Source organism: Streptomyces sp. NPDC006261 (assembly GCF_040613515.1).
Classification (GTDB): Bacteria; Actinomycetota; Actinomycetes; order Streptomycetales; family Streptomycetaceae; genus Streptomyces.
The window spans coordinates 102,865-127,703 of the sequence record NZ_JBEXSI010000002.1; the positions used below are offsets into that span (position 1 = coordinate 102,865).

The 24,839-nt window shown below is 72.3% G+C and carries 19 protein-coding genes and 1 riboswitch; of the genes, 12 read left to right on the forward strand and 7 right to left on the reverse strand.

The window, feature by feature from the left end; all coding sequences use genetic code 11:
- Nucleotides 1-29: 29 nt before the first annotated feature.
- The gene (locus tag ABZ154_RS01720) at nt 30-1,277 is read right to left on the reverse strand and encodes a citrate synthase (RefSeq protein ID WP_356828030.1); all 1,248 of its coding nucleotides are present in this window, start codon (nt 1,275-1,277) and stop codon (nt 30-32) included.
- A 109-nt stretch (nt 1,278-1,386) separates the two neighbouring features.
- On the opposite strand from ABZ154_RS01720, the gene ABZ154_RS01725 reads away from it, so the two are divergent.
- Complete coding sequence (locus ABZ154_RS01725) at nt 1,387-2,541, forward strand: citrate/2-methylcitrate synthase (RefSeq protein ID WP_356828032.1); 1,155 nt, start codon at nt 1,387-1,389, stop codon at nt 2,539-2,541.
- A 24-nt stretch (nt 2,542-2,565) separates the two neighbouring features.
- Nucleotides 2,566-3,717 carry a GTP-binding protein gene (locus tag ABZ154_RS01730; RefSeq protein ID WP_356828034.1) on the forward strand — a complete coding sequence of 384 codons (1,152 nt, stop codon included), beginning with the start codon at nt 2,566-2,568 and terminating at the stop codon, nt 3,715-3,717.
- A 36-nt stretch (nt 3,718-3,753) separates the two neighbouring features.
- On the opposite strand, the gene ABZ154_RS01735 is transcribed toward ABZ154_RS01730, so the two are convergent.
- Entirely contained in the window at nt 3,754-6,207 is a 2,454-nt protein-coding gene (locus ABZ154_RS01735) for a DNA topoisomerase IV subunit A (protein WP_356828036.1), read from the reverse strand.
- Nucleotides 6,208-6,487: 280 nt separating this feature from the next.
- Here ABZ154_RS01735 and ABZ154_RS01740 point away from each other — a divergent pair, with 280 nt between their 5' ends.
- From ABZ154_RS01740 to ABZ154_RS01755, 4 genes are all read left to right on the forward strand, one after another.
- Nucleotides 6,488-7,843 (forward strand): pitrilysin family protein, encoded by a 1,356-nt coding sequence (locus tag ABZ154_RS01740; protein WP_356828038.1) that lies wholly within the window; start codon nt 6,488-6,490, stop codon nt 7,841-7,843.
- A gap of 26 nt (nt 7,844-7,869) precedes the next feature.
- Entirely contained in the window at nt 7,870-9,240 is a 1,371-nt protein-coding gene (locus ABZ154_RS01745; protein ID WP_356828181.1) for a pitrilysin family protein, read from the forward strand.
- A gap of 223 nt (nt 9,241-9,463) precedes the next feature.
- Nucleotides 9,464-9,630: riboswitch (cyclic di-AMP (ydaO/yuaA leader) on the forward strand.
- A 13-nt stretch (nt 9,631-9,643) separates the two neighbouring features.
- Nucleotides 9,644-10,459, forward strand: coding sequence for a M23 family metallopeptidase (locus ABZ154_RS01750; protein ID WP_356828040.1), 816 nt, complete (start codon nt 9,644-9,646; stop codon nt 10,457-10,459).
- A gap of 223 nt (nt 10,460-10,682) precedes the next feature.
- Nucleotides 10,683-11,390 carry a GntR family transcriptional regulator gene (locus ABZ154_RS01755; RefSeq protein ID WP_356828042.1) on the forward strand — a complete coding sequence of 236 codons (708 nt, stop codon included), beginning with the start codon at nt 10,683-10,685 and terminating at the stop codon, nt 11,388-11,390.
- A 183-nt stretch (nt 11,391-11,573) separates the two neighbouring features.
- On the opposite strand, the gene ABZ154_RS01760 is transcribed toward ABZ154_RS01755, so the two are convergent.
- Nucleotides 11,574-11,855: an HPr family phosphocarrier protein gene (locus tag ABZ154_RS01760; RefSeq protein ID WP_007449776.1), complete on the reverse strand. Its 282-nt coding sequence runs from the start codon at nt 11,853-11,855 to the stop codon at nt 11,574-11,576.
- 164 nt (nt 11,856-12,019) lie between these two features.
- On the opposite strand from ABZ154_RS01760, the gene ABZ154_RS01765 reads away from it, so the two are divergent.
- From ABZ154_RS01765 to ABZ154_RS01780, 4 genes are all read left to right on the forward strand, one after another.
- Nucleotides 12,020-14,953, forward strand: a complete 2,934-nt coding sequence (locus tag ABZ154_RS01765) for a GNAT family N-acetyltransferase (RefSeq protein WP_356828044.1) — start codon at nt 12,020-12,022, stop codon at nt 14,951-14,953.
- A 78-nt stretch (nt 14,954-15,031) separates the two neighbouring features.
- Complete coding sequence (locus tag ABZ154_RS01770; protein WP_356828046.1) at nt 15,032-15,628, forward strand: DUF5998 family protein; 597 nt, start codon at nt 15,032-15,034, stop codon at nt 15,626-15,628.
- On the forward strand, nt 15,628-16,815 hold the full coding sequence (locus ABZ154_RS01775; protein ID WP_356828048.1) for a nucleotide pyrophosphatase/phosphodiesterase family protein: 1,188 nt from the start codon (nt 15,628-15,630) through the stop codon (nt 16,813-16,815). Before ABZ154_RS01770 ends, ABZ154_RS01775 begins: the two co-directional genes overlap by 1 nt.
- A gap of 51 nt (nt 16,816-16,866) precedes the next feature.
- Entirely contained in the window at nt 16,867-17,520 is a 654-nt protein-coding gene (locus ABZ154_RS01780; protein ID WP_327220973.1) for a thymidine kinase, read from the forward strand.
- On the opposite strand, the gene ABZ154_RS01785 is transcribed toward ABZ154_RS01780, so the two are convergent.
- On the reverse strand, nt 17,517-18,302 hold the full coding sequence (locus ABZ154_RS01785) for a VOC family protein (protein ID WP_356828050.1): 786 nt from the start codon (nt 18,300-18,302) through the stop codon (nt 17,517-17,519). The two genes, ABZ154_RS01780 and ABZ154_RS01785, sit on opposite strands and share 4 nt — an antisense overlap.
- A 236-nt stretch (nt 18,303-18,538) precedes the next feature.
- Here ABZ154_RS01785 and ABZ154_RS01790 point away from each other — a divergent pair, with 236 nt between their 5' ends.
- The gene (locus ABZ154_RS01790) at nt 18,539-19,369 is read left to right on the forward strand and encodes a sulfurtransferase (RefSeq protein ID WP_356828052.1); all 831 of its coding nucleotides are present in this window, start codon (nt 18,539-18,541) and stop codon (nt 19,367-19,369) included.
- Nucleotides 19,370-19,453: 84 nt separating this feature from the next.
- On the opposite strand, the gene sepH is transcribed toward ABZ154_RS01790, so the two are convergent.
- Entirely contained in the window at nt 19,454-20,503 is a 1,050-nt protein-coding gene (gene sepH / locus ABZ154_RS01795) for a septation protein SepH (protein WP_356828054.1), read from the reverse strand.
- 493 nt (nt 20,504-20,996) lie between these two features.
- Between sepH and ABZ154_RS01800 the strand changes: the two genes are divergently transcribed.
- Nucleotides 20,997-22,166: a hypothetical protein gene (locus ABZ154_RS01800; protein ID WP_356828056.1), complete on the forward strand. Its 1,170-nt coding sequence runs from the start codon at nt 20,997-20,999 to the stop codon at nt 22,164-22,166.
- Between the two features lie 65 nt (nt 22,167-22,231).
- Here ABZ154_RS01800 and ABZ154_RS01805 read toward each other — a convergent pair whose 3' ends face one another.
- Together ABZ154_RS01805 and ABZ154_RS01810 are read right to left on the reverse strand one after the other, a co-directional pair.
- A complete protein-coding gene (locus ABZ154_RS01805; protein WP_356828058.1) occupies nt 22,232-23,554 on the reverse strand; it encodes a D-arabinono-1,4-lactone oxidase in 1,323 nt (440 codons plus the stop codon).
- The gene (locus ABZ154_RS01810) at nt 23,511-24,758 is read right to left on the reverse strand and encodes an MFS transporter (protein ID WP_356828060.1); all 1,248 of its coding nucleotides are present in this window, start codon (nt 24,756-24,758) and stop codon (nt 23,511-23,513) included. The genes ABZ154_RS01805 and ABZ154_RS01810 overlap by 44 nt, the downstream gene beginning before the upstream one ends.
- Between the last annotated feature and the right edge of the window lie 81 nt (nt 24,759-24,839).

The window sequence follows — 24,839 nt, forward strand, 5'->3', positions numbered from 1 at the left end:
GCTCATTTGCACTGGGACGGACCTGGGGTTCAAGGCGTGGGTTGCGGGGGCCGGGGGCCGGTGTACTGCCCGTTCGGCCGGATCCGCAGCGGGCGCTCCCCGTACTCCTCCAGCGCGTGCGCGATCCAGCCCGCCGTGCGGGAGACCGCGAACACCGTCTCGCCCGCCTCCGCCGCCATCCCGCAGGAGACGGAGAGGACGGCGAGCGCCAGGTCGATGTTGGCGTGCAGCGGTGCGTGGCGGGCCGTCGTGGCGACGACCTCCCGGGCCGCCGCCAGTGCCCCGGCCGCCTGCGGTACGCCCTCCAGCAGGGCGAACAGGGTCCTGGCCCGCGGGTCCTCGCCCCGGTAGAGCCGGTGGCCCAGCCCCGGCACCCGGCGCCCGGTCCGCAGGTGGTCGGCGACCACCGGGACCGCGCTGCCCCGGTCCACGGCCTCCTGGAGCATGCGGTGGGCCAGCCCGCTCGCGGCGCCGTGCAGCGGCCCCTCCAGGACCCCGAGGCCGGCGCAGACCACGGCGTAAGGGTGGGCGTGCGCCGAGGCGGCGACCCGGGCGGCCAGGGTGGAGGCCGCGAGGTCGTGGTCGATCAGCAGGACCAGGGCGGCGTCCAGGACGGCGAGGGCCGCGGCGTCGGCCGGTCGCGCGGTCAGCCGGGGCCATAGCTGCCGGGCCAGGGAATCACCGTCGGCCTCCGGTGCGCCCACCGCCGGCAACGCTCCCACCAGCGTCGGGATCAGGCTCCGCGCACTGCTCAGCACCGCCTCGGGCGACAGGTCGAACCGCAGCGGATCCGTGGCGGCGGCGGCGGTCACCGCCACCCGCAGCCGGTCCGTCGAACCGCTGTGCGCGGGCAGCGCGCCGACCGTCCGGCGGGCGGCCGCCAGGGTCTCGGGGGGCGCCACGAAGCGGACGCCCGGCTGCAGCTCGCCGGTCCACAGCCACTCCGCGACCTCCTCGTAGCTGTGGCGCCGGGCCAGCTCCGTCGCGTCGACCCCGCGGAAGGAGTACCGGTCCTCCTCGATGAGGGTGATGCCGGTACGGAACACGAGGTCGCCCCCGGCCGGTGACGGCTCGCGCCGCCCCGAGCGGCGCGCCAGGGCCCGTACCTCGTCGGCGTCGAAGGTGCTGCCCCGGGCCCCGGCCGCCCGCGCGCTGCTGAGCTGGCCACGGCTGACGTACGCGTACACCGTCTCCGGCTTCACCCCCAGCAGCTCGGCCGCCTCGCGGGTGGTCAGCCGGGGTGCGTCCGGCCGACCGGGCTCTCGTTGATCCGTCATGGGGACCACCGTATCCACCGCCTCCACGTTGATTGAATCAACATTGACAGACTTCCAGTCAAGCATGGACAGTCGAATCAATGTTTCATGCACGGAGGAGAGAAGGGCCATGACCACCACCCCTGTCGTCCCTGCCGTCCCCCGCGGACTCGCCGGCGTCGTCGTCACCGACACCGCGCTCGGCGATGTCCGCGGCCGCGAGGGCTTCTACCACTACCGCCAGTACTCGGCGATCGAGCTCGCGCAGACCCGCGGCTTCGAGGACGTCTGGTACCTGATGCTCCACGGCGAGCTGCCCGGCCGGGCGGCGGCCGCCGACTTCGCCGGTCGTACGGCGAGCCTGCGCGCGCTCCCCGCCGACGTACGAGAGGCCCTGCCCGCGATCGCCCGTGCGGGCGCCGTCTCAGGACCGCTCGCCGGACTCCGTACGGCCCTGTCGCTGCTCGGCGCCTCCAGCGGATACCGCCCGGTCTACGACCTGGACGCCGACCGCCGCCGCGCGGACGCGCTGGCCGCCTGCGCCGCCGTACCCACGATCCTGACCGCGCTCCAGCGCCTCGGTGAGGGCCTCGAACCCGTCGAGCCCCGCGAGGATCTGCCGTACGCGGCCAACTACCTCTACATGCTCACCGGCACCGAGGCGGAGCCCGACCGGGTCCGGGCCGTCGAGCAGTACCTCATCTCCACGGTCGACCACGGCTTCAACGCCTCGACGTTCACCGCCCGCGTCGTCGCCTCCACCGGCGCCGACCTCGCCGCCTGTCTGATCGCCGCCGTCGGTGCGCTCTCCGGACCGCTGCACGGCGGGGCGCCGAGCCGTGCGCTGGACACCCTGGACGCCATCGGCACCCCGGACCGCATCGACGGCTGGATCCGCCAGCAGGTCCTCTCCGGTCGCCGCATCATGGGCTTCGGCCACCCCGTCTACCGCACCGAGGACCCGCGCTCCCGGATGCTCAAGTCGATCGCGCAGGGCTTCGGCGGCCCGCTCGTCGACTTCGCCGTGGAGGTCGAACGGCAGGTCGAGGCCATCCTCGCGGAGCTCAAGCCGGGGCGGGAGCTGCACACCAACGTGGAGTTCTACGCCGGGGTCCTCATGGAGCTCTGCGGGCTGCCGCGTGCGATGTTCACGCCCACCTTCTGTGCGGCGCGGGTGATCGGGTGGAGCGCCAATATCCTGGAGCAGGCGGAGGACTCGAAGATCATCCGCCCCGCGGCCCGCTACATCGGCACACCTCCGCCGCAGCCGGTGCCCGCACCTTGACCGCCCATCCGAGGAAGGCACCCGTTGACCCCGCCCCGCACCCAGCAGATCCCGGTCGTCGTCCTGGCGGGCTTTCTCGGATCAGGCAAGACCACGCTCCTGAACCACCTGCTCCGCAACCGCGCGGGCACCCGGATCGGTGTGATCGTCAACGACTTCGGTGCCATCGAGATCGACGCCATGACGGTCGCGGGGCAGGTCGGATCGACGGTCTCCCTGGGCAACGGCTGCCTGTGCTGCGCGGTCGACGCGAGCGAACTCGACACCTTCCTGGAGACGCTCACCCGCCCCTCCGCCCGGCTGGACCTGATCGTCATCGAAGCGAGCGGCCTCGCCGAACCCCAGGAGCTGGTACGGATGCTGCTGGCCAGCGACAACCCGCACATCCTGTACGGGGGTCTGGTCGAGGTCGTCGACGCCGCCGAGTTCGACGGGACCCGGGAGCGCCACCCGGAGATCGACCGCCATCTCGCCGTCGCGGACCTCGTCGTCCTGAACAAGACCGACCGGGTGAGGGAGGCCGAGCAGGAGCGGCTGCGCGCGACGGTCGCGGAGCTGAGCGGACCCGCCGCCGTGATCTCCGCCGTGCACGGCCGGATCGACCCGGAGCTTCTCTTCGACCCGGCGCTGCGGCCCGACGGCGAGGAGAAGGCCCGTCAGCTCACGTTCGAGGATCTGCTACGGGAGGAGGGCGGGCACGACGGGCACGAGGGCCACGCCGACCACTTTCACGCGGCCTACGAGAGCGTCGACTTCACCTCGGACGTCCCCATGGACCCGCGCCGCTTCCTGGCGTTCCTCGACTCCCGCCCCGAAGGCCTCTACCGGATCAAGGGGTTCGCGGACTTCGGCGTGGGGGACCGGGACAACAAGTACGCGCTGCACGCGGTCGGCCGGTTCCTGCGTTTCGTACCGCAGCCGTGGGCGCGGGGCGAACAGCGGCTCACCCAGCTCGTCATGATCGGCGCCGGAACCGACGGCGAGGCGCTGCGGGCCGGGCTCACCGCCTGCCGCGCGGAGCCGTCGGAGAGCCCGGACCCGGCGCGGACCTCCGCCGACGGCCTCGACGCCCCGGACGCCGAACGCAGGATGTGGGGCGTGCTCCGGTACGTACAACGGGAACCGGGCCCCGGAGACGTACCCGTGGACGTGCGGGAAGCGGCCGCCGAGGCGTAACGTCCCCGGACCGCTCCCCGTATCGTCCCGGACCGCCTACAGCGGCGGCCCCGCGATCACGGCCACCGGCTGCAGCAGCGGCGTCCCCGAACCGTCGCGGCGCGGGTCCGCCTCCGGCAGCTTCGCCGGGGCGCCGTTCTTCTGGGCGGCCCGGGCCGGAGTGGCGCCCGCCCAGGCGAAGACCAAGACGTCCTCGCCCTTCAGGAACCGCTGGCAGCGCACCCCGCCGGTCGCCCGGCCCTTGCGCGGATACTGGTCGAACGGAGTGAGCTTCGACGTCAGCACCGAGTCGTCCAGCGTCCCGTGCGAACCGGCCACCGTGAACACGATCGCCTCCACCACCGGATCGACCGCCGTGAACGACAGCACCTCGGCCCCGGCCGCCAGCTTGACGCCCGCCATGCCTCCGGCGGCCCGCCCCTGCGGACGCACCGAGGCCGCCGGGTAGCGCAGGAGCTGGGCGTCGGAGGTGATGAAGACCAGGTCCTCCTCGCCCGTGCGCAGCTCGACCGCGCCCACGACGCGGTCACCGTCCTTGAGGGTGATGACCTCCAGCTCGTCCTTGTTGGCCGGATAGTCCGGCACGACGCGCTTCACCACGCCCTGGAGTGTGCCGACCGCCAGCCCCGGCGACGCCTCGTCGAGGGTCGTGAGGCAGATGAGCTCCTCGTCCGCCTCCAGGTTGAGGAACTCCGAGATCATCGCCCCACCCGAGAGGTTGGGCTCCGCATGGGTGTCCGGCAGCTGGGGCAGGTCGATCACCGAGAGCCGCAGCAGCCGCCCGGTGGAGGTCACCGCCCCCACATCGCCGCGCGCCGTCGCCGCGACCGCCGAGACGATCACGTCGTGCTTGGTCCGCCGGGCGTCCTCGGAGATCTCGACCGGCTCCGCGTTGGCCGTACGAGCCAGCAGACCCGTCGAGGAGAGCAGCACCCGGCACGGGTCGTCGGCGACCTCCAGCGGTACGGACGCGATCTGCGACGCGGCCGACTCCAGCAGCACCGTGCGCCGGTCCGTGCCGAACTTCTTCGCCACGGCGGCCAGCTCCGAGGAGACCAGCTTGCGCAGCTCCGCGTCCGACTCCAGGATCGCCGTCAGCGCGTCGATCTCGCCGGTGAGCCGGTCCTGCTCGCTCTCCAGCTCGATCCGGTCGAAGCGGGTGAGCCGGCGCAGCGGCGTGTCCAGGATGTACTGCGTCTGGATCTCGCTCAGCGAGAAGTGCGCCATCAGGCGCTCCTTCGCCTGCGCCGAGTTGTCGCTGTCCCGGATGATCCGGATGACCTCGTCGATGTCGAGGAGGGCGACGATCAGCCCCTCGACCAGGTGCAGCCGGTCGCGGCGCTTGGTGCGGCGGAACTCGCTGCGCCGGCGCACGACCTCGAAGCGATGGTCGAGATAGACCTCCAGCAGCTCCTTGAGGCCCAGGGTGAGCGGCTGGCCGTCGACCAGCGCCACATTGTTGATGCCGAAGGACTCCTCCATCGGCGTCAGCTTGTAGAGCTGCTCCAGCACCGCTTCCGGCACGAAGCCGTTCTTCACCTCGATGACCAGACGCAGGCCGTGCGCCCGGTCGGTGAGGTCCTTCACGTCGGCGATGCCCTGGAGCTTCTTCGCCGAGACCAGGTCCTTGATCTTGGCGATCACCTTCTCCGGGCCGACGGTGAAGGGGAGTTCGGTGACGACGAGGCCCTTGCGGCGCGGTGTCACGTCCTCCACGGCGACGGTGGCACGGATCTTGAACGTGCCGCGGCCCCCCGTGTACGCGTCCTTGATGCCGGTGAGCCCGACGATCCGGCCGCCGGTGGGCAGATCGGGGCCGGGAACGAAACGCATCAGCGTCTCGACGTCGGCGCCCGGGTGCCTGATCAGATGGCGGGCGGCGGCGATGACCTCGCCCAGGTTGTGCGGGGGCATGTTGGTCGCCATGCCGACTGCGATCCCCGAGACCCCGTTGACCAGGAGGTTGGGATAGGCCGCAGGCAGGACGACCGGCTCGCGCTCCTGGCCGTCGTAGTTCGACCGGAAATCGACGGTGTCCTCGTCGATCGCCTCGGTCATCAGTGACGTGGCGTCGGCCATCCGGCACTCGGTGTACCGCATCGCGGCCGGCGGGTCGTCGTTGCCGAGGGAACCGAAGTTGCCGTGGCCGTCGACCAGGGGCAGCCGCATCGAGAAGGGCTGTGCCATCCGCACCAGGGCGTCGTAGATCGACGCGTCACCGTGGGGGTGCAGCTTGCCCATGACCTCGCCGACGACGCGCGCGCACTTCACGTAGCCGCGGTCGGGACGCAGCCCCATCTCGTTCATCTGGGACACGATGCGCCGGTGCACCGGCTTCATGCCGTCGCGGGCGTCGGGCAGGGCCCTGGAGTAGATCACCGAGTACGCGTACTCGAGGAAGGAGCCCTGCATTTCGTCGACGACGTCGATGTCGAGGATCTTCTCCTCGAAGTCGTCCGGCGGCGGGGTCTTCGTGCTACGGCGGGCCATCGCGGCTGCGACTCCTTCACGGATTCTGTTCGGACAACCTGAACTTGTTCGGGGCGACACGAGCTGACAGGACGAGCTGCTGTCGCGGACCATTGTGGACCGCCGCACTGACAACGCCGACCTCGACCCGTCCCAAGCGGTCCTCGGCGGCCCGGCCCGCGGCGCCCACGACACCATCGACGGAAACATCGGCGGAACGGGAACTTCGCCAGGTGCCGGTGCGCTTGCTTAGAGTGGCAGGTCTGGCAGGAAGTCCAGTATCGCGATCGAAGGGACGTACATGCCCATGGGTCACACGGCCACAGCACAGGCCGGCTCCGGCGGCTTGACAGCGACCGAGCACCGCCTGGCCAACGGCCTGCGTGTGGTGCTCTCCGAGGACCATCTGACCCCGGTCGCCGCGGTCTGCCTCTGGTACGACGTCGGTTCGCGCCACGAGGTCAAGGGACGCACCGGCCTGGCTCACCTCTTCGAGCACCTGATGTTCCAGGGCTCGGGACAGGTCAAGGGGAACGGTCACTTCGAGCTCGTCCAGGGGGCCGGCGGCTCGCTCAACGGGACGACCAGCTTCGAGCGGACCAACTACTTCGAGACCATGCCCACCCATCAGGTGGAGCTGGCTCTCTGGCTGGAAGCCGACCGTATGGGCTCCCTCCTCGCCGCCCTCGACGAGGAGTCCATGGAGAACCAGCGCGACGTCGTCAAGAACGAACGGCGCCAGCGTTACGACAACGTGCCCTACGGCACCGCGTTCGAGAAGCTCACCGCCCTCGCCTACCCCGAGGGCCACCCGTACCACCACACCCCGATCGGCTCCATGGCCGACCTGGACGCGGCCACGCTGGAGGACGCCCGCGCGTTCTTCCGTACGTACTACGCGCCCAACAACGCGGTGCTCTCGATCGTCGGGGACATCGACCCCGAGCAGACCCTCGCCTGGGTCGAGAAGTATTTCGGCTCCATCCCGTCCCACGACGGCAAGCAGCCGCCGCGCGACGGCACCCTGCCCGAGATCATCGGCGAGCAGCTGCGCGAAGTGGTCCACGAGGAGGTCCCGGCGCGAGCGCTGATGGCCGCCTACCGGCTCCCGCACGACGGCACCCGCGCCTGTGACGCGGCCGACCTGGCGCTGACCGTGCTGGGCGGCGGCGAGTCCTCCCGCCTGCACAACCGCCTGGTCCGCCGCGACCGTACGGCGGTGGCGGCGGGCTTCGGGCTGCTGCGGCTCGCCGGGGCGCCCTCGCTGGGCTGGCTGGACGTGAAGACCTCCGGCGGTGTCGAGGTGGAGCAGATCGAGACCGCGGTCGACGAGGAGTTGGCCCGGTTCGCCGCCGAGGGGCCCACGCCCGAGGAAATGGAGCGGGCCCAGGCGCAGTTGGAGCGTGAGTGGCTGGACCGTCTGGGGACGGTCGCGGGCCGCGCCGACGAACTGTGCCGTTACGCGGTCCTGTTCGGCGACCCGCAGCTCGCCCTGAGTGCCGTGGGACGCGTCCTGGACATCACCGCGGAGGAGGTGCGCGAGGCGGCCCAGGCGGCTCTGCGCCCCGACAACCGGGCGGTGCTGGTCTACGAGCCGATCGAGCCGGCCGAGGACGCCGACGAGGCCATCGACGCGCCCGAGGGGGCGGACAAGTGAGCGACGCCGCCGTGACTGGAGTAGCCATGGAGTACCACCCGCAGCCGACCCCGGGCACCGCCCGGCCGTGGGCGTTCCCCGCGCCCGAGCGCGGCGCCCTGCCCAACGGGCTGACCGTGCTGCGCTGCCACCGCCCCGGCCAGCAGGTCGTCGCGGTGGAGATCTTCCTGGACGCGCCGCTGGACGCCGAGCCCGAGGGCCTGGACGGCGTGGCCACGATCATGTCGCGCGCGCTCTCCGAGGGCACCGACAAGCACAGCGCCGAGGAGTTCGCCGCCGAGCTGGAGCGGTGCGGCGCCACCCTGGACGCGCACGCCGACCACCCCGGCGTCCGGGTCTCCCTGGAGGTCCCGGCCTCCCGGCTGGCCAAGGCGCTCGGCCTGGTCGCCGAGGCTCTGCGCGCCCCGGCCTTCGCCGAGAGCGAGATCGAGCGGCTCGTCGGCAACCGCCTCGACGAGATCCCGCACGAGCAGGCCAACCCGTCCCGGCGCGCCGCCAAGCAGCTCTCCAAGGAGCTCTTTCCGGCCACCGCCCGGATGTCCCGCCCGCGTCTGGGCACCGAGGAGACGGTGCGGCGGATCGACGCCGCCGCCGTGCGCGCCTTCTTCGACGCCCACATCCGCCCCGCCACCGCGACGGCCGTGATCGTCGGCGACCTCACCGGCATCGACCTGGACGCCCTGCTCGCCGACACCCTCGGTGACTGGTCGGGCAACGCGGGCCAGGCCCGTCCGGTCCCGCCGATCACCGCCGACGACACCGGCCGTGTGGTCATCGTGGACCGCCCCGGCGCGGTACAGACCCAGCTGCTGATCGGCCGCATCGGCGCCGACCGGCACGAGCGCGTCTGGCCGGCCCAGGTGCTCGGCGCGTACTGCCTGGGCGGCACGCTCACCTCCCGGCTGGACCGGGTGCTGCGCGAGGAGAAGGGTTACACCTACGGCGTACGCGCCTTCGCCCAGGTTCTGCGCTCCACCGGCCCCGACTCGGGCGGCGCGGCGATGCTCGCCATCAGCGGTTCGGTGGACACCGAGTCCACCGGCCCGGCGCTGGAGGACCTCTGGAAGGTCCTGCGGACGCTGGCGGCCGAGGGGCTGACCGACGCCGAGCGCGAGACGGCCGTGCAGAACCTGGTGGGCGTCGCCCCGCTGAAGTTCGAGACGGCCGCCTCGGTCGCGAGCACGCTGGCCGACCAGGTCGAGCAGCACCTGCCCGACGACTACCAGGCCCAGCTGTACGCCCGCCTCGCCGAGACGGGCACCGTGGAGGCGACCGCGGCCGTGGTCAGTGCCTTCCCGGTGGACCGGCTGGTCACGGTCCTGGTGGGGGACGCGGCCCAGATCGCGGAGCCGGTGAAGGCGCTCGGCATCGGCGAGGTGACCGTCGTCAGCGGCTGACGCGTCGTCGGTACACAACAGGACGAAGAGGACCCCGGCGGAGTGCGATCCGCCGGGGTCCTCGCATTTGTCCGTTAAGGGCTATTCATTCCATTCATTGGAGAGAGCGCATATATGCCCTGTGGGATGCGCGACAAATCGCCCTGTCCGTTTGGTGGCGGGAAGCCGCCCCGCCTAGCGTCGGCCCAGCTGTCCGTAACCCGTATGCCGCATCCGCGGCGCCGGGCAGCCATCGCCGAGTCCCCGTCAGGCGCGAGCCTGGGGAGCCGGGGACCCACGCAGTCCCTGGGGTGAATCGGATCCCCGTGCCGTGACCCGGCGCGGAGCTCCGTAGGAGACCTTCCTGCTCCGAACCCGTCAGCTAACCCGGTAGGCGAGAAGGAAGGAAAGGATCAGCCCCTCCATGGCGTTCACCCGTGCCACCGGGAAGCACCGTGCCCCGAGCCGCCTGACGCGCCGCAGCGCCCAGGTCGCCGGCGTCGCGGCCCTGGCCACCACCGGAGTCCTCGGCTCCCTGGCCTCCCCGGCCGTCGCAGCGGACTCCGAGGCCCCCAAGACCGTCGAGACTGGACTCACGCAGGCCGTCGCCCTCGACGCCACGCTCGCCGAGCAGATCGACGCCCAGGCCCGGGCGCAGCACCAGCAGGCCGAAGCCATCGCCAAGGCGAAGGCCAAGGCGGCCGCCGAAGCCAAGGCCAAGGCCGCGAAGGCCAAGGCGAAGGCCGAGGCCCAGCGCAAGGCCGACGCCCGCGCCAAGGAGGTGCGCGAGGAGAAGGCCCGGGCCGCCCGCGCCGCCGAGCGCGCCCGCCTCAACGCCTTCCACCTCCCGGTCGCCGGCTCGTACGTCACCACCGGCTACAAGTCGGGTGGCGCGCTCTGGTCCTCCGGCAGCCACTCCGGCGTGGACTTCCGCGCAGCCTCCGGCAGCTCCGTCGTCGCGGTCGGCGCCGGTACGGTCGTCGAGGCAGGCTGGGGCGGCGCGTACGGCAACAACATCGTGCTCCGGATGACGGACGGCACCTACACCCAGTACGGCCACCTCTCTTCGATCGGCGTCTCCGTCGGCCAGAGCGTCACCTCCGGCCAGCAGATCGGCCTTTCCGGCTCCACCGGCAACTCCACCGGCCCGCACCTCCACTTCGAGGCCCGGACCACCCCGGAGTACGGCTCGGACATGGACCCGGTCGGCTACCTGCGCTCGCACGGTCTGAGCCTCTGACCCCACCTCGCGCGACGCCCGACTTCCGAAGGCCCCGGTTTGCCGCCGGGGCCTTCGGTATGCGCCGGGGAAAGCCCAGTACCGAGTCGCTCCCGCCCCGGCCCTGGCCAGAAGATATCCAGCAACTCCGGCCTGCCATCGGAAATTGCGGCAGACTGCAATAGAGTCACGGAACAGGCGTCGGCCGGCCGCGTTTCGCGGGGATCAAGGCGGAGGTTCGGACATGCGCGTTCCCGCGCACTCGGTATGCACGGCAATCCGTGACGACATCGTCTCCGGTGTCTACGAGCGCGGCAGCCGCCTCACCGAAGAGCTGCTGGCGCGCCGGTACGGGGTCTCCCGCGTCCCGGTGCGCGAGGCGCTGCGCACCCTGGAGTCCGAGGGCTTCGTCGTCACCCGCAGGCACGCCGGGGCCTGTGTCGCCGAGCCCACCGAGCGGGAGGCCGCCGACCTGCTGGAGGTGCGGATGCTCCTGGAGCCGCTCGGTGCGGCCCGGGCCGCCCAGCGCCGCACGGAGGCCCACCTGAAGGTGCTCCGCGGCCTGGTCAGACTGGGCCAGGAGCGGGCCCGCCGGGGCGAAGGGGAGGATCTGCGGTCGCTGGGCGGCTGGTTCCACGAGACCCTCGCCCAGGCCTCCGGCAGCCCCGGTCTCATCGCCCTGCTCACCCAGCTCCGACACAAGATCGCCTGGATGTACGCTGTCGAGCAGCCGGCCCGCCCGGTCGACTCCTGGGCCGAGCACGGGGCCATCGTGGACGCGGTGGCGCGCGGCGACACGGAACGGGCCAGGGTGCTGACCGCCCAGCATGCGGAACGAGCCGCCGGGGCACACCGGCTGCGCCGCCCGGACCGCCCCGGCCGGCGAGCGGCGCCGCCGCCCCGGGTGAGTTCTTCGCAACACGGCGTAAACATCGCGGGTGCCCGTCATTAACAAGGGCACCGTATACAAAGAGAAGTAATTGCCGAGGGCTTTATCCATGCTGCCTGAATAAGGCCCTGAGTGAGCCAAGCTCTGAGGGGGCGACGCATCGGCGTCAGAAATAACGAAAGAGCCGTGGCCCCCCTCGGGGAACCACGGCTCAGGGTCCGTCGCCGTTGTGCGGTCTCGGGTTCCTCAGACGGTCTCGGGAAGCTCTTCGAGTCCCTCGGCGACCAGCTTCGCCAGACGGTCCAGGGCGGCCTCGGCGTCGTCCGCGTCGGACGCGAGCACGATCTCCTCGCCACCCTGCGCACCCAGACCCAGCACCGCGAGCATGGAGGCGGCGTTGACCGGGTTGCCGTCGGCCTTGGCGATCGTCACGGGGACGCCGGAAGCCGTGGCGGCACGGACGAAGATGGAAGCGGGGCGGGCGTGCAGGCCCTCGGCCCAACCGACGTTTACGCGGCGCTCAGCCATGGTTCTGCCCTTCACATATCAACGGTTGTCTAGACCAGTCTCTCATGCGGTGCGCAATGCTGTGCCCGGCCTCCCTCCCCTCCGGCACGCCTGGCCGGGGTGGTCCTCACACTGCCCCGGTACCGATCCCTCCGCGACCGGGATACCGGCCGTAGGCTTTGCCCATGGAGCCCACGCCGGAGCAGAGTCCGCATCACGCGTACCCCGATCACTGGGAAGCGGACGTGGTGCTCCGCGACGGTGGCACCGCACGCATCAGACCGATCACCACGGACGATGCCGAACGGCTGGTCAGCTTCTACGAGCAGGTCTCCGACGAGTCGAAGTACTACCGGTTCTTCGCACCGTACCCCCGCCTTTCCGACCGGGACGTGCACCGCTTCACCCATCACGACTACGTCGACCGGGTGGGACTGGCCGTCACGATCGGCGGCGAGTTCATCGGAACCGTCCGCTTCGACCGCATCAACGAACAGGGCAGGCCCGCCTCCGCCCCCGCCGACGAGGCCGAGGTCGCCTTCCTCGTCCAGGACGCCCACCAGGGCCGTGGCGTCGCCTCGGCCCTGCTCGAACACATCGCCGCCGTCGCCCGCGAGCGCGGCATCCGACGCTTCGCCGCCGAGGTGCTCCCCGCCAACAACAAGATGATCAAGGTGTTCCGGCACGCCGGCTACACCCAGCAGCGCAGCTTCGAGGACGGCTCCGTCCATCTCACCCTCGACCTCGAACCCACCGAGAAGTCCCTCGCCGTCCAGCGCGGCCGCGAACAGCGCGCCGAGGCCCGCTCGGTGCAGCGTCTCCTCGCCCCCGGCTCAGTCGCGGTGATCGGCACCGGCCGCACGCCCGGGGGAGTGGGCCGCACGGTCCTGCGCAACCTCCTCGCCGCCGGCTTCACCGGCCGCACCTACGCCGTGAACCGCGCCTTCGACGAGGGCCTCGCTACCCTCGACGGAATTTCCGCCCACCGCTCGCTCGGCGAGATCGGCGAGCAGATCGACCTCGCCGTCATCGCGGTCCCCGCCCACCGGGTCCCCGAGGCGGTCGCCGACTGCGGCGAGCACGGCGTCCAGGGCCTCGTCGTCCTCTCCGCCGGTTACGCCGAGCGGGGCTCCGCCGGCCGCGAGCTCCAGCGCGAACTGGTCCGCCAGGCCCGCTCGTACGGCATGCGGATCATCGGCCCCAACGCCTTCGGCATCATCAACACCGCCGAATCCGTCCGGCTGAACGCCTCCCTCGCACCCGAGTCGCCCGCCCGCGGCCGGATCGGCCTGTTCACCCAGTCCGGCGCGATCGGCATCGCCCTCCTCTCCGGCCTCCACCGGCGCGGCGCGGGCCTCTCCTCGTTCATCTCGGCGGGCAACCGGGCCGACGTCTCCGGCAACGACTTCCTTCAGTACTCGTTCGAGGACCAGGACACCGACGTCGCCCTCCTCTACCTCGAATCGCTCGGCAACCCCCGCAAGTTCACCCGCCTCGCCCGCCGCACCGCCGCCGTGAAGCCCGTCGTCGTGGTGAAGGGCGCCCGGCACAGCGGCACCAACCCGCCCGGCCACGCCGTCCCGGTCAGCCGCATCCCCGACGCCACCGTCTCCGCGCTGATGCGGCAGGCAGGCGTCATCAGGGTCGACACCGTGACCGAGATGGTGGACGCCGGACTGCTTTTGGCCGGCCAGCCGCTCCCGGCCGGACCCCGGGTCGCGATCCTCGGCAACTCCGAGTCCCTCGGCCTCCTCACGTACGACGCCTGCCTGGCCGAGGGACTCCGCCCGCGCCCGCCGCGCGACCTCACCACGGCCGCATCGCCGCAGGACTTCCGGGACGCGCTGGCCGAGGCGCTCGCCGACGGCACCTGCGACGCCGTGATCGTCACCGCCATCCCGTGGGTGGGGGAGAACGGCGAGGCCGAGACCGGTGACGGCGAGGTGCTGGCCGCCGCCCTGCACGGTGCGGCGGCCGGGGGACCCGCCAAGCCCGTCGCCGTCGTCCATGTGGAGATCGGCGGCCTCGCGGAGGCCCTCGCCGCGGCGAGCAGCACGGCCGCACCTCGCACCCGGCCCACGACGCTCGCCGCGCAGCCGTCCGGCTCGTCGGCGGCACCGACCGGCCCCGGCGCGGCCGCGACGGAACCCCCGGCGGCCGCCACGGAGGCCGAAGGAACCGGACAGGTCGAAGGAACCGCAGAAGGCGGAGGGAGCGGAGAGGCCGCAGGAGACGAACCCCCCGGCCGCATCCCCGCCTACCCCGCCGCCGAACGTGCCGTACGGGCCCTGGCCGAGGTCGTGAAGTACGCCCAGTGGCGGCGCCAGGCGGCCACGCCCGGCAAGGTGCCCGAGTTCCTGGACGAGACCACCGACGAGCCCGGCGCCGCCGCCCTGATCGGCACCCTGCTCGGCGCCACCCCCGACCCGCGCGGCCGCCCCCTCACCCACGACGAGGCCCGCGAGCTGCTCGGCCGTTACGGCATCCCCGTACGCCCCACGCTCCCCGCCCCGGACCCCGAGGCAGCCGTCGCCGCGGCCGCCCGCCTCGGCTACCCGGTGGCGCTGAAGACCACCGCGCCCCACCTGCGCCACCGTGCCGACCTCGGCGGCGTACGGCTGGATCTCGCCGACGAGGACGCGCTGCGCCGGGCGTACGGCGAGTTCACCGAGCTCCTCGGCAAGCCCGCCGAACTCCTCCCGGTCGTCCAGTCCATGGCCCCCCGTGGCGTCGACACGGTCGTACGGGCGTCCATCGACGCCGCAGCCGGGGCCATCCTCTCCTTCGGCCTCGCGGGCGCCCCCTCCGAGCTGCTCGGCGACACCGCGCACCGGCTGGTTCCGGCCACCGACCGCGACGCCGCCGAGCTGATCCGGTCGATCAAGGCGGCCCCGGTCCTCTTCGGCTGGCGCGGCTCGGCACCCGTGGACACCCCCGCCCTGGAGGAGCTGCTGCTGCGGCTGTCCCGGCTCGTCGACGACCACCCCGAAGTGGTCTCCGTGGCGCTGGAACCGGTGGTCGTGGCCCCCCAGGGCCTCACCGTGCTGGGCGCGAGCGTCCGCCTGGCCCCACCGCCCCCGCGCGGCGACCTCGGCCCCCGCCGCCTCCCCAGCTACTGACCCGCGCTGGGGCCTGCAGTCCGACGACAGGCCCCAGCGCGTCCCCGGCAGTCACCGGCCCCCCGTAGGATGGTGCGCATGGCAAAGACCGGTACGACGACCCAGGGGCTGCGCGCGGCGATCGAGCGCAGCGGCTACTACCCGGCCCTCGTGGCCGAGGCGGTCGAGGCCGCCGTCGGCGGAGAGCCGGTCGCTTCGTACCTGGTCCACCAGGAGACCACGTTCGACTCCAACGAGGTCCGCCGTCATGCCACGGTGCTCGTCCTGACCGGGCACCGGTTCATCGTCAGCCACACCGACGAGCAGGCCGCCGACACCAGCTCCCCGACGCCGTACGCCACCACCTCCACGGAGTCGGTCAAGCTCGACCGGATCTCCTCCGTCGTGGTCAGCCGGGTGGTGGCCAACCCGGAGAAGTACGTCGCGGGCACGCTGCCCCGCGAGGTCGTCCTCACCATCGGCTGGGGCGCCGTCTCCCGGATCGACCTGGAGCCCGCCGCCTGCGGCGATGCCAACTGCGAGGCCGACCACGGTTACACCGGCAGCTCCACCGCCGACGACCTGAGCCTGCGCGTCAGCGAGGCCGGGGACGGCCCCGACGCCGTCCGCCAGACCCTCGCCTTCGCCCAGTCGCTCTCCGAGGCCACGGCCGCCACCGCGGCGACCGGCCGGTGATGGCCCAGTCCGCCTGGCAGGACCCGGTCCCGCTCGCTCTCGACACCGCCCCCGTCCCCGCGTACGGCAGCGGCTCGCTCGCCGACCTGCTGCCGACGCTCGCCGCCGGGCAGGGGGTGGAAGGCCTCGCCGCCACCATCGGCGAGCTGACGCCCGCCGACCGCAACTGCGTCTTCCTGATCGACGGCCTCGGCTGGGAGCAGATCAAGGCCCACCCCGGCGAAGCCCCCTTCCTGCACTCCCTGCTCCCCACCTCGCTCGGCAACACCGGCCGCCCCATCACCGCCGGCTTCCCCTCCACCACCGCGACCTCGCTCGCCTCCGTCGGTACGGGACTGCCGCCCGGTGAGCACGGCCTGCCCGGGTACACCGTGCGCAACCCGGAGACCGGCGCGCTGATGAACCAGCTCCGCTGGAAGCCGTTCACCGCGCCGAAGGTCTGGCAGCCCTACCCCACGGTCTTCCGGCTCGCCGACGCGGCGGGTGTGCACACCGCACAGGTCTCCTCCCCGGACTTCGAGCAGACCCCGCTCACCAAGGTCGCGCTCAGCGGCGGCTCATTCCTCGGCCGGCTCTCCGGCGAGGACCGGATGGACGTCGCCGCCCAGCGCCTCGCCGCAGGTGACCGCTCACTCGTCTACACGTACTACAGCGAGGTCGACGGCAAGGGCCACCGCTTCGGCGTCGACTCCGATGCCTGGCGCGGCCAGTTGATGTACGTCGACGGGCTCGCCCAGCGCCTCGCCGAGCAGCTCCCGCCGCGCTCCGCGCTCTACATCACCGCCGACCACGGCATGATCGACATCCCGTTCGACGAGCAGTCACGGATCGACTTCGACGAGGACTGGGAGCTGCGCGCGGGCGTCGCCCTGCTCGGCGGCGAGGGCCGAGCCCGCCACGTATACGCGGTCCCCGGCGCCCAGGGAGATGTCCTGGCCGTCTGGCGCGAGGTGCTCGGCGAGCAGTTCTGGGTGGCGAGCCGGGACGAGGCGATCGCCGCGGGCTGGTTCGGCCCCACGATCGACGAGCGGGTGTACGGCCGGATCGGCGATGTGGTCGCCGCCGCCCACGACGACGTCGTCATCACGGCGTCGGTCAACGAGCCGCACGAGTCGGCGATGGTCGGCATGCACGGCTCCCTGACCCCCGTCGAACAGCTCGTCCCGCTGCTCGAAGTACGCTCGTAACCGCGTTTTCCGCCCCCTGTGACCGTCCCCGTGAAAGGTGCTCGACCCCTCATGCCCGAGCTGGTGTTCTTCTCCGGAACCATGGACTGCGGAAAGAGCACGCTGGCCCTGCAGATCGGTCACAACCGCTCCGCGCGCGGGCTCCAGGGCGTGATCTTCACCCGCGACGACCGGGCGGGCCAGGGCAAGCTCTCCTCCCGGCTCGGCCTGGTGACGGACGCCGTCGAGGCGGACGAGGGCATGGACGTGTACGCGCACATCGTCGACCGGGTCAGCCGCGGCGGCCGCGTCGACTACGTGATCGTGGACGAGGCGCAGTTCCTCGCCCCGGTCCAGATCGACCAGCTGGCCCGGGTCGTCGACGATCTGGGCCTGGACGTCTTCGCGTTCGGCATCACCACGGACTTCCGCACCAAGCTCTTCCCCGGCTCCCAGCGGCTGATCGAACTGGCCGACCGGATAGAGGCCCTCCAGGTCGAGGCGCTCTGCTGGTGCGGTGCCCGCGCGACGCACAACGCGCGTACGGTGGACGGCGAAATGGTCGTCGAGGGCGCGCAGGTCGTCGTCGGGGACGTCAACCGGCAGGCGGGCGAGGTCGGTTACGAGGTGCTGTGCCGACGCCACCACCGCCGCCGGCTCACCGCGGAGACGGCCCGCGCCGGCACCCTCTCCCCGGACGTGCTGCCGGTCGCCGCCGAGAACTAGGGCCTTTCGTCGGACGACGACCGTACGATCGTGAAGATTGCGCCCTCCGGATCGGCCACCGTCGCCAGCCTGCCGCTCGCACCCTCGCGCGGCGGCTGCAGGATGTGCCCGCCCAGCTCCACCACCCGCGCCGCGGACTCGTCGACGTCGGCGACCTCGAAGTACGTCATCCAGTGCGGGCCCCGGTCGCGCGGCAGCGACTGGCCGACCCCGTGCAGGGCGGCCACCGGCCGGCCGTCCAGGTGCAGGGTCTGGTAGTCGAAGTCCGCGGAGACCACCGCCTCGGTCTCGTAACCGAAGACCGTCTGGTAGAACTTCGCGACCATCGAGGTCTCGCGGGTCACCAGCTCGTTCCAGACGGGGGTGCCGGGGACGCCCGCCGTCATGGTCCCGATGTGCTCCGAGCCCTGCCAGGCACCGAAGACCGCCCCGCCCGGGTCGGAGGCGATGACAAGCCGTCCCGCCTCGCCCGCGTCGAGGGGGCCGACCGCGACCGTGCCACCGCAGGAGCGGATCGCCTCGGCCGTCAGGTCCGCGTCGTCCGTCGCCAGGTAGGTGGTCCAGGCGATCGGAAGGTGCCGGTCGGGGGGCAGCTGGCCGATGCCCGCGACCTCCTTCCCGTCGAGCAGCCCGCGGACGTAGGGGCCCAACTGGTCGGGTCCCGGCCGGAACTCCCAGCCGAACAGAGCTCGGTAGAACTCCTGGGTCGCGCTCAGGCCGTGCACGATCAGACTCACCCAGCAAGGTGTTCCGGGCGTGCGCCGGGCAGCAGCCTCGGTCATCGTCTTGTCTCTCCTCGGACCGTTGTGTGGCCGGACAGGGGAACGGGGCGCGTGCGGCCGTCCCGGGTCAGGACGCGGTCCGCACACCCCGTGCAGATGCTCGCACCACCGGGCGCCGGTACGGCTCCGGCCGCGCCGCGTTCTGCGGGTTCTCGACGAAGAAGGACCGCTTTGATGTGGTATTTCCGTTCCGATGCTGGTACGGGTGCCACGGCCTCTGCGCGAGGATGGCACCCATGAAGCCCATCATCACCGCATCCGCATACGCGAGCGAGTCGGCGGGACCGCGGCCCCCGGTGCTCCTGGACGTCCGCTGGCAGTTGGGTGGTCCGCACGGCCGCGCCGCCTACGAGGCCGGCCACCTGCCCGGCGCCGTCTTCGTCGACCTCGATACGGAGCTGGCCGGACCGGCGGGCAGCGGTGGCCGCCACCCCCTCCCGGAACCGGAGTCCTTCGGCGCCGTGATGCGCCGGGCCGGGGTCGGCCAGGACACCCCGGTCGTGGTGTACGACGGCGGGCAGGGCTGGGCCGCCGCGCGTGCCTGGTGGCTGCTGCGCTGGACGGGGCACGCGGACGTACGGGTCCTGGACGGCGGGCTCGCCGCGTGGACCGGCGACCTCTCCACCGACATCCCGCACCCCGACGAGGGCGATTTCCGGCCGAAACCCGGTGCCCTGCCCACCCTGGACGCGGACGCGGCGGCCGCCCTCGCCCGCTCGGGGCTGCTCCTGGACGCACGGGCTGCCGAGCGCTACCGGGGCGACGTGGAGCCGATCGACCGCGTCGGCGGCCACATCCCCGGCGCGGTCTCCGCGCCGACCACCCAGAACGTCGCCGAGGACGGGCGCTACCTTCCGGCCGGGCGGCTCGCCGAGCGGTTCACCGGGCTCGGGGCGGGGAAGAACGGCGAGGCCGTCGGCGTCTACTGCGGATCGGGGGTCTCGGGCGCCCATGAGGTACTCGCCCTGGAGATCGCCGGAATCCGCGCCGCGCTCTACCCCGGCTCCTGGTCCGAGTGGTCGGCGGACCCCGCCCGCCCGGTCGCCACCGGCCCCGAGCCGCAGTAGGGCCTGGCCCGGTAAGCGCCCTGACGGAGAGGGGCCCGTACGCCACCGCGTACGGGCCCCTCTCCTGCCGACCGTCACCTGAGGTCAGTCCTGCTTCTTGCGGCGGGTGCCGAACACGATCTCGTCCCAGCTCGGCACGGCGGCCCGGCGTCCCGGCCGGACTCCGTCCGCCTCGGCCTGACGGTCCGTCGTCCCGGTCAGCCGGTCGCGGTGACCTGCCACCGCCCGAGGCATCAGCACGTCCGCGTACGCCGAACCGGCGCCGGCGGCAGCGGCGGGCGGCTCGTCCGCCTCGCTCTCCTCCACCGCGGGTTCCAGCGCGGGCGGCTCGGGCTGCGTGGGCCGCTCCGGGACGACCATGTCACCGCGGAAGCTCGGCACCGCCTCCAGCAGGCTGGTCAGCGAGTCACGCTCACCTGCCGAGGCGCTGCTCACGTACTCCTCCGGCTCGGAGGCCGGTGCGGGCCGCTCGATCTGCCGGTCGAGAGCGCGGTCCAGCGGCCGGTCGCGCGGCAGCCGGGCGATCCGGGGCACGAACGGGAAGCTCGGCTCGGGCGCCGCGCCGTCACTCTCGCCGATCAGCGAGCGCGCCTCGTCGTCGACGGCCTGGACCAGCCTGCGCGGCGGGTCGTAGGTCCAGCTGGCCGAGTGCGGTTCGCCCGCGACCCGGTAGACGAGCAGGACCTCCCAGGTGCCGTCGTCGCGGCGCCAGGAGTCCCACTGCACGGTTTCCTTGTCGGCGCCGCGCAGCAGGAGCCGCTCCTGCACCGCTTCGCCGAGCTGGGGGCCGGTGTTCTCGCCTGGACGGCGCACGGGAGTCTTCCGGGCCCGCTCGGCCATGAAGGCGCGCTCCGCGAGCACGGGGCCCTCGAAGCGGCGCACACGGTCGACCGGGATGCCGGCGAACTGGGCGACCTCCTCCGCGGAGGCACCGGCCCGTATACGGGCCTGGATGTCGCGGGGGCGGAGGTGGCTCTCCACCTCGATCTCGATCTGGCCGAGCCGGGCGCGGTCGTTGCGCACGGCGGCGCGCAGCCGCTCATCGATCGGAAGGGTGTATTCCGTGCTGTCGGCAGCCTTGAGCACCAGTCGTGTGCCGTCGTTGGAGACGGCCACGACACGCAGTTCGGGCATGGGGACCTCCCGGGTGGTGCCTGCCGACGTCACGTGCGTCGCTGCTTCCGCTAGTCGAGTGTGACCTGCCCGGGTGCAGCCTGCCACAACCTTGCCAAGTTGCCCGGCGTGTCGGGCGCTCGCCCTGGAACGCCGCCATGGCACGGTTGTCTCTTGCGTCCCAAAGTGACCGATTTGGCCGCTCTGTACAGCAAGTACCCGTGCCATGCCTTGGCGCTGCCGGTTCGAGTGCCGCTGCCGGCTCCCTCCCGTAGCTGCGGATTCCGGTGTGGGAGTCCGCCCCAGGGCTCGTACGGTACTCCATTCGGGCCACTTGGGTGGACCGGCGCGCCGCCAACTTCTCGGGAGGCACGGGAGTTGCGGTACCCGGTTCTCCGCGAGATGCCCCTGGTGCGTGTCGTGCTTCACATAATCGCCGGAAACGGAACTATCCACTTCGCTCATTTGTCCCTTCCTGTTGCATGGTGGGAGAGATGTCAAGCAGGGGCTGGTAATGGTTCAGAAGCCGGAAAGTGACACAGAACCCAAGGAAAGGCGCATAGATCTGAGTCTGCCGCAGGTCGCCGGGAGTGCGGCGGCGGCCGTCGCGGCAGCCGTGGCGGCCTCGCAGTTGGGCGTGTACGGCACCATCGCCGGGGCCGGCGTGATGAGCGTCGTCGCCACGTGCGGCGGCTCCGTCTTCCAGCACTTCTTCCGCCGCACCGGCGAGCAGATCCGCGAGGTGACGGTCCAGGTGACCCACCCGGAGGGCCGCCAGGTGACCGTGCACACCAAGGAGACGACGCCGGCGGGGCGCAGAGGCGCCGAGCGGCGGACGGAACCCGGGCCGGCGCCGACGGGCGACGCCACCACGGTGCTGCCCACGGTCGACCCGGGCGCGGTCCCGGATGTGCTCGCGGAGGGGGAGAGCACACAGCTGCTGAAGCCGGTCGCCGACACCGACCGGACGCAGCTGCTGGACCTCGGCGACGCGCGCACCCGGATGCTGCGGGAGCGGTCCGGCGCGGGAGCGGGCGCCGGATGCGGTCCGGACCGTACGCAGTTGCTGCCGCGGGCCGGCGGGGGTCCGGCCGATGCCGACGACGCGTTCACCGAGGGCACCACCCACGGCACCCTGTTGCGCGGCTGGAAGCGCCCCGCGCTCGCGGCCGCCGCGGTCTTCGCCGTGTCCATGGCCGGAATCACCGCCTTCGAGATGATCTCGGGCAACGACCTCAGCGGCGGCAAGGGCACCACCCTCAGCTCCGTCGTACGCGGGGGCGGCGACCGCGACCCGGGCCCTGCCGGTCCCACGCCCTCCGGAGACACCGGCCAGGACGGTGGAGGGGACGATCAACAGACCCCCGGCACCGGCACCGGCACCGGCACCGAGGACGGCAGCGGCACCGGTTCCGCCCCCGCCACCGATCCGGGCGACGGCAGCAGCGCGAGCACCGACCCCGGTACGGGAACGGGTGACGGGAACGCCGGCACCGGTTCCACCCCCACGCCGAAGCCCTCCACCTCCGGCGACGGGCAGACCACGCCGGCCCCGACGCCGACCCCGCCCAACCCCGACGGCGGCGCGACCGGCGCCCCCGACCCGACGACCGGCCCGGGCACCGACGGCGTCACCGGCCAGGGCGAGCAGGCACCGCCCGCCGACGGCACCGGCGGCGGGTGACGACGCACCTCGAAAGACGCCTCGGCCCCCTTGGAGCATCAAGGGGGCCGAGGCGTACCGGGAGGTCAGTCCCCGAGGACGCGCCGGAGGTAGTCGTTGCCGAACATCCGGTCCGGGTCGAGCCGGTCGCGTACGGCGGTGAACTCGCCGAAGCGCGGGTAGACCTCCGCCAGGTAGGCCGCGTCCCGGGTGTGGATCTTGCCCCAGTGCGGGCGGCCGGAGTGCGCGGTCATGATCCGCTCGACCGCCGTGAAGTACGAGCGGTGGGGCGTGCCCTTGTAGAGGTGCACGGCGATGTACGCGCTGTCCCGGCCCGAGGCCGTCGAGAGGGCCATGTCATCGGCGGGCGCGGTGCGCACCTCGACCGGAAAGCTGATCTTCAGCGGGGAGCGCTCGACCATCGCCTTCAGCTCCCGTAGCGCCGCCACGGCCCGCTCGCGCGGAACGGCGTACTCCATCTCCACGAACTTCACCCGGCGCGGGCTGGTGAACACCTTGTAGGGGATGTCGGTGTAGGTCCGGGGCGAGAGGGCGCGGCTGGAGATCTTGGCGATCGAGGGAATGGCCGCAGGGACGGCCCGCCCGACCGAACAGGCCACCTGGAAGACCCCGTTCGAGAGCAGCTCGTCGTCGACCCAGCTGCTCACCCTGCCTGGCGGGGCGGCCGGGCCCGCGCTGCGGTTGTTGCGCTTGGTGCTGCAGTTGCCGGTGTGCGGGAACCAGTAGAACTCGAAGTGCTCGTTCTCGGCGACCAGCTGGTCGAAGTCGCCCGTGACCCGGTCGAAGGTCATCGGCTCCTCACGGGCGGTCAGCAGGAAGACCGGCTCCACGGCGAGGGTGACCGCGGTGATCACCCCGAGGGCGCCGAGCCCGACCCGGGCGGCGGCGAACACGTCCGGATTCTCCTGCTCCGAGCAGACCAGCACGGTGCCGTCGGCGGTGACCAGCTCCAAAGCGCGGATCTGCGCGGATATCGACGCCGATTCGCGGCCGGTGCCGTGCGTCCCGGTGGAGGTCGCCCCGGCGATCGTCTGCTCCATGATGTCGCCCATGTTCGTGAGCGAGAGCCCCTCGCGGGCGAGCGCGGTGTTGAGGCGCTTGAGCGGAGTGCCCGCCTCCACGGTGACGGTCATCGTCGTCCGGTCGATGTCCCGGATGCCGGTGAGCAGGTCCGGGCGTATCAGCACGCCGTCGGTGGCCGCGGTCGCCGTGAAGGAGTGGCCGGTGCCCACCGGCTTCACCGTGAGGCCGTCCGCGTTCGCCCGGCGCAGTACGTCGACGAGCTCGTCCACGGAGGCGGGGGACTCGGCCCGGGCCGGCCGGGCGGTGACGTTGCCCGCCCAGTTACGCCACGCGTTCGTCGTCGTCCGTGCGTAGGTGTCGGTCATCTTCCCCGCGCCCTCCCGTAGGAACCGGCTTGGCCAGCCGGCGATACCCCAGGACCGCCACTGCCGCCGCGAGCGCTCCCGCCACGGCGGGCACCGCGTACCCCGCCTTCGCCCCGGCGGCGTCGACCACCCAGCCGGCGGCCGAGGAGCCGAGCGCCACTCCGACCGCGAGCCCGGTACTGGTCCAGGTCATGCCCTCGGTCAGCTTGGTGCGCGGTACGTGCGCTTCGACGAGGGCCATGGTGGTGACCATCGTCGGTGCGATGGCGAGGCCCGCGACAAAGAGCGCCACGGCCAGCAACGTAAGGTTCCCGGCCAGTTGGAGGGGGATCATACTCACGGCCATCGCACAGACTCCCACCAGCCACCTCGTCGAGGGCTTCCCCTTCAGGTGCAGCAGCCCGAAGACGGCCCCCGCCAGGCAGGAACCGAGCGCGTAGACGGCCAGCACGAGGGAGGCCGCGGCCTTGTGGCCGCTCTCCTCGGCGAACGCCACGGTCACCACGTCGACGGCGCCGAAGATCGCACCCGTCGCCACGAAGGTGATCACCAGGACCTGGAGGCCCGGCGAGCGCAGGGCCGAGCCGCCGGTGTGGAGCGACTTCGGGTGCGGGATGGGCTCGGTGGCGCGCTGGGCGGTCAGCCAGAAGACCCCGACCAGCAGGAACGCGGCGGCGATCAGCGGCCCGGCCTCCGGGAACCAGGCGGTGGAGAGCCCGATCGAGATGATCGGCCCGAAGATGAAGCACACCTCGTCGACGATCGACTCCCAGGAGTACGCCGTGTGCAGCTCACGGCTCGAACCCCGGTAGACCGCCGCCCAGCGGGCCCGGACCATCGATCCCATGCTCGGCACACAGCCCGCGCCCGCCGCGAAGACGAACAGTGTCCAGTCCGGCGCCCCCTGCTGGGCGCAGATGAGCAGCCCGGCCACGGCCGCCACCGCGACCAGCGTGGTGGGGCGCAGCACCCGCCGCTGCCCGTACCGGTCGACCAGGCGCGAGACCTGCGGGCCGAAGACCGCGGCCGCCATGGCGAGGGTCGCGGTGAGCGCCCCGGCCAGCCCGTAGCGGCCGGTGAGCTGGGAGATCATGGTCACGACACCGATGCCCATCATGGACAGCGGCATCCGCCCGAAGAACCCGGCGGCGGAGAACCCCTTGGAGCCGGGGGCGGCGAAGATGGCGCGGTAGGGGTTGGGCAACGGGGTACTCCGGTCGTGCCTGTCAGGCGTGTAGCTGGCTGATACAGCTTACGGGCGGGCGGGCGAGCCGGACACCGGATT

Coding starts and splice junctions, on each gene's coding strand:
- ABZ154_RS01770 (WP_356828046.1), top strand. CDS start 15,032: ATGGCAAAGACCGGTACGACGACCCAGGGGCTGCGCGCGGCGATCGAG.
- ABZ154_RS01780 (WP_327220973.1), top strand. CDS start 16,867: ATGCCCGAGCTGGTGTTCTTCTCCGGAACCATGGACTGCGGAAAGAGC.
- ABZ154_RS01765 (WP_356828044.1), top strand. CDS start 12,020: ATGGAGCCCACGCCGGAGCAGAGTCCGCATCACGCGTACCCCGATCAC.
- ABZ154_RS01775 (WP_356828048.1), top strand. CDS start 15,628: ATGGCCCAGTCCGCCTGGCAGGACCCGGTCCCGCTCGCTCTCGACACC.
- ABZ154_RS01755 (WP_356828042.1), top strand. CDS start 10,683: ATGCGCGTTCCCGCGCACTCGGTATGCACGGCAATCCGTGACGACATC.
- ABZ154_RS01735 (WP_356828036.1), bottom strand. CDS start 6,207: ATGGCCCGCCGTAGCACGAAGACCCCGCCGCCGGACGACTTCGAGGAG.
- ABZ154_RS01800 (WP_356828056.1), top strand. CDS start 20,997: ATGGTTCAGAAGCCGGAAAGTGACACAGAACCCAAGGAAAGGCGCATA.
- ABZ154_RS01720 (WP_356828030.1), bottom strand. CDS start 1,277: ATGACGGATCAACGAGAGCCCGGTCGGCCGGACGCACCCCGGCTGACC.
- ABZ154_RS01725 (WP_356828032.1), top strand. CDS start 1,387: ATGACCACCACCCCTGTCGTCCCTGCCGTCCCCCGCGGACTCGCCGGC.
- ABZ154_RS01740 (WP_356828038.1), top strand. CDS start 6,488: ATGCCCATGGGTCACACGGCCACAGCACAGGCCGGCTCCGGCGGCTTG.
- sepH (WP_356828054.1), bottom strand. CDS start 20,503: ATGCCCGAACTGCGTGTCGTGGCCGTCTCCAACGACGGCACACGACTG.
- ABZ154_RS01805 (WP_356828058.1), bottom strand. CDS start 23,554: ATGACCGACACCTACGCACGGACGACGACGAACGCGTGGCGTAACTGG.
- ABZ154_RS01790 (WP_356828052.1), top strand. CDS start 18,539: ATGAAGCCCATCATCACCGCATCCGCATACGCGAGCGAGTCGGCGGGA.
- ABZ154_RS01745 (WP_356828181.1), top strand. CDS start 7,870: ATGGAGTACCACCCGCAGCCGACCCCGGGCACCGCCCGGCCGTGGGCG.
- ABZ154_RS01785 (WP_356828050.1), bottom strand. CDS start 18,302: ATGACCGAGGCTGCTGCCCGGCGCACGCCCGGAACACCTTGCTGGGTG.
- ABZ154_RS01750 (WP_356828040.1), top strand. CDS start 9,644: ATGGCGTTCACCCGTGCCACCGGGAAGCACCGTGCCCCGAGCCGCCTG.
- ABZ154_RS01760 (WP_007449776.1), bottom strand. CDS start 11,855: ATGGCTGAGCGCCGCGTAAACGTCGGTTGGGCCGAGGGCCTGCACGCC.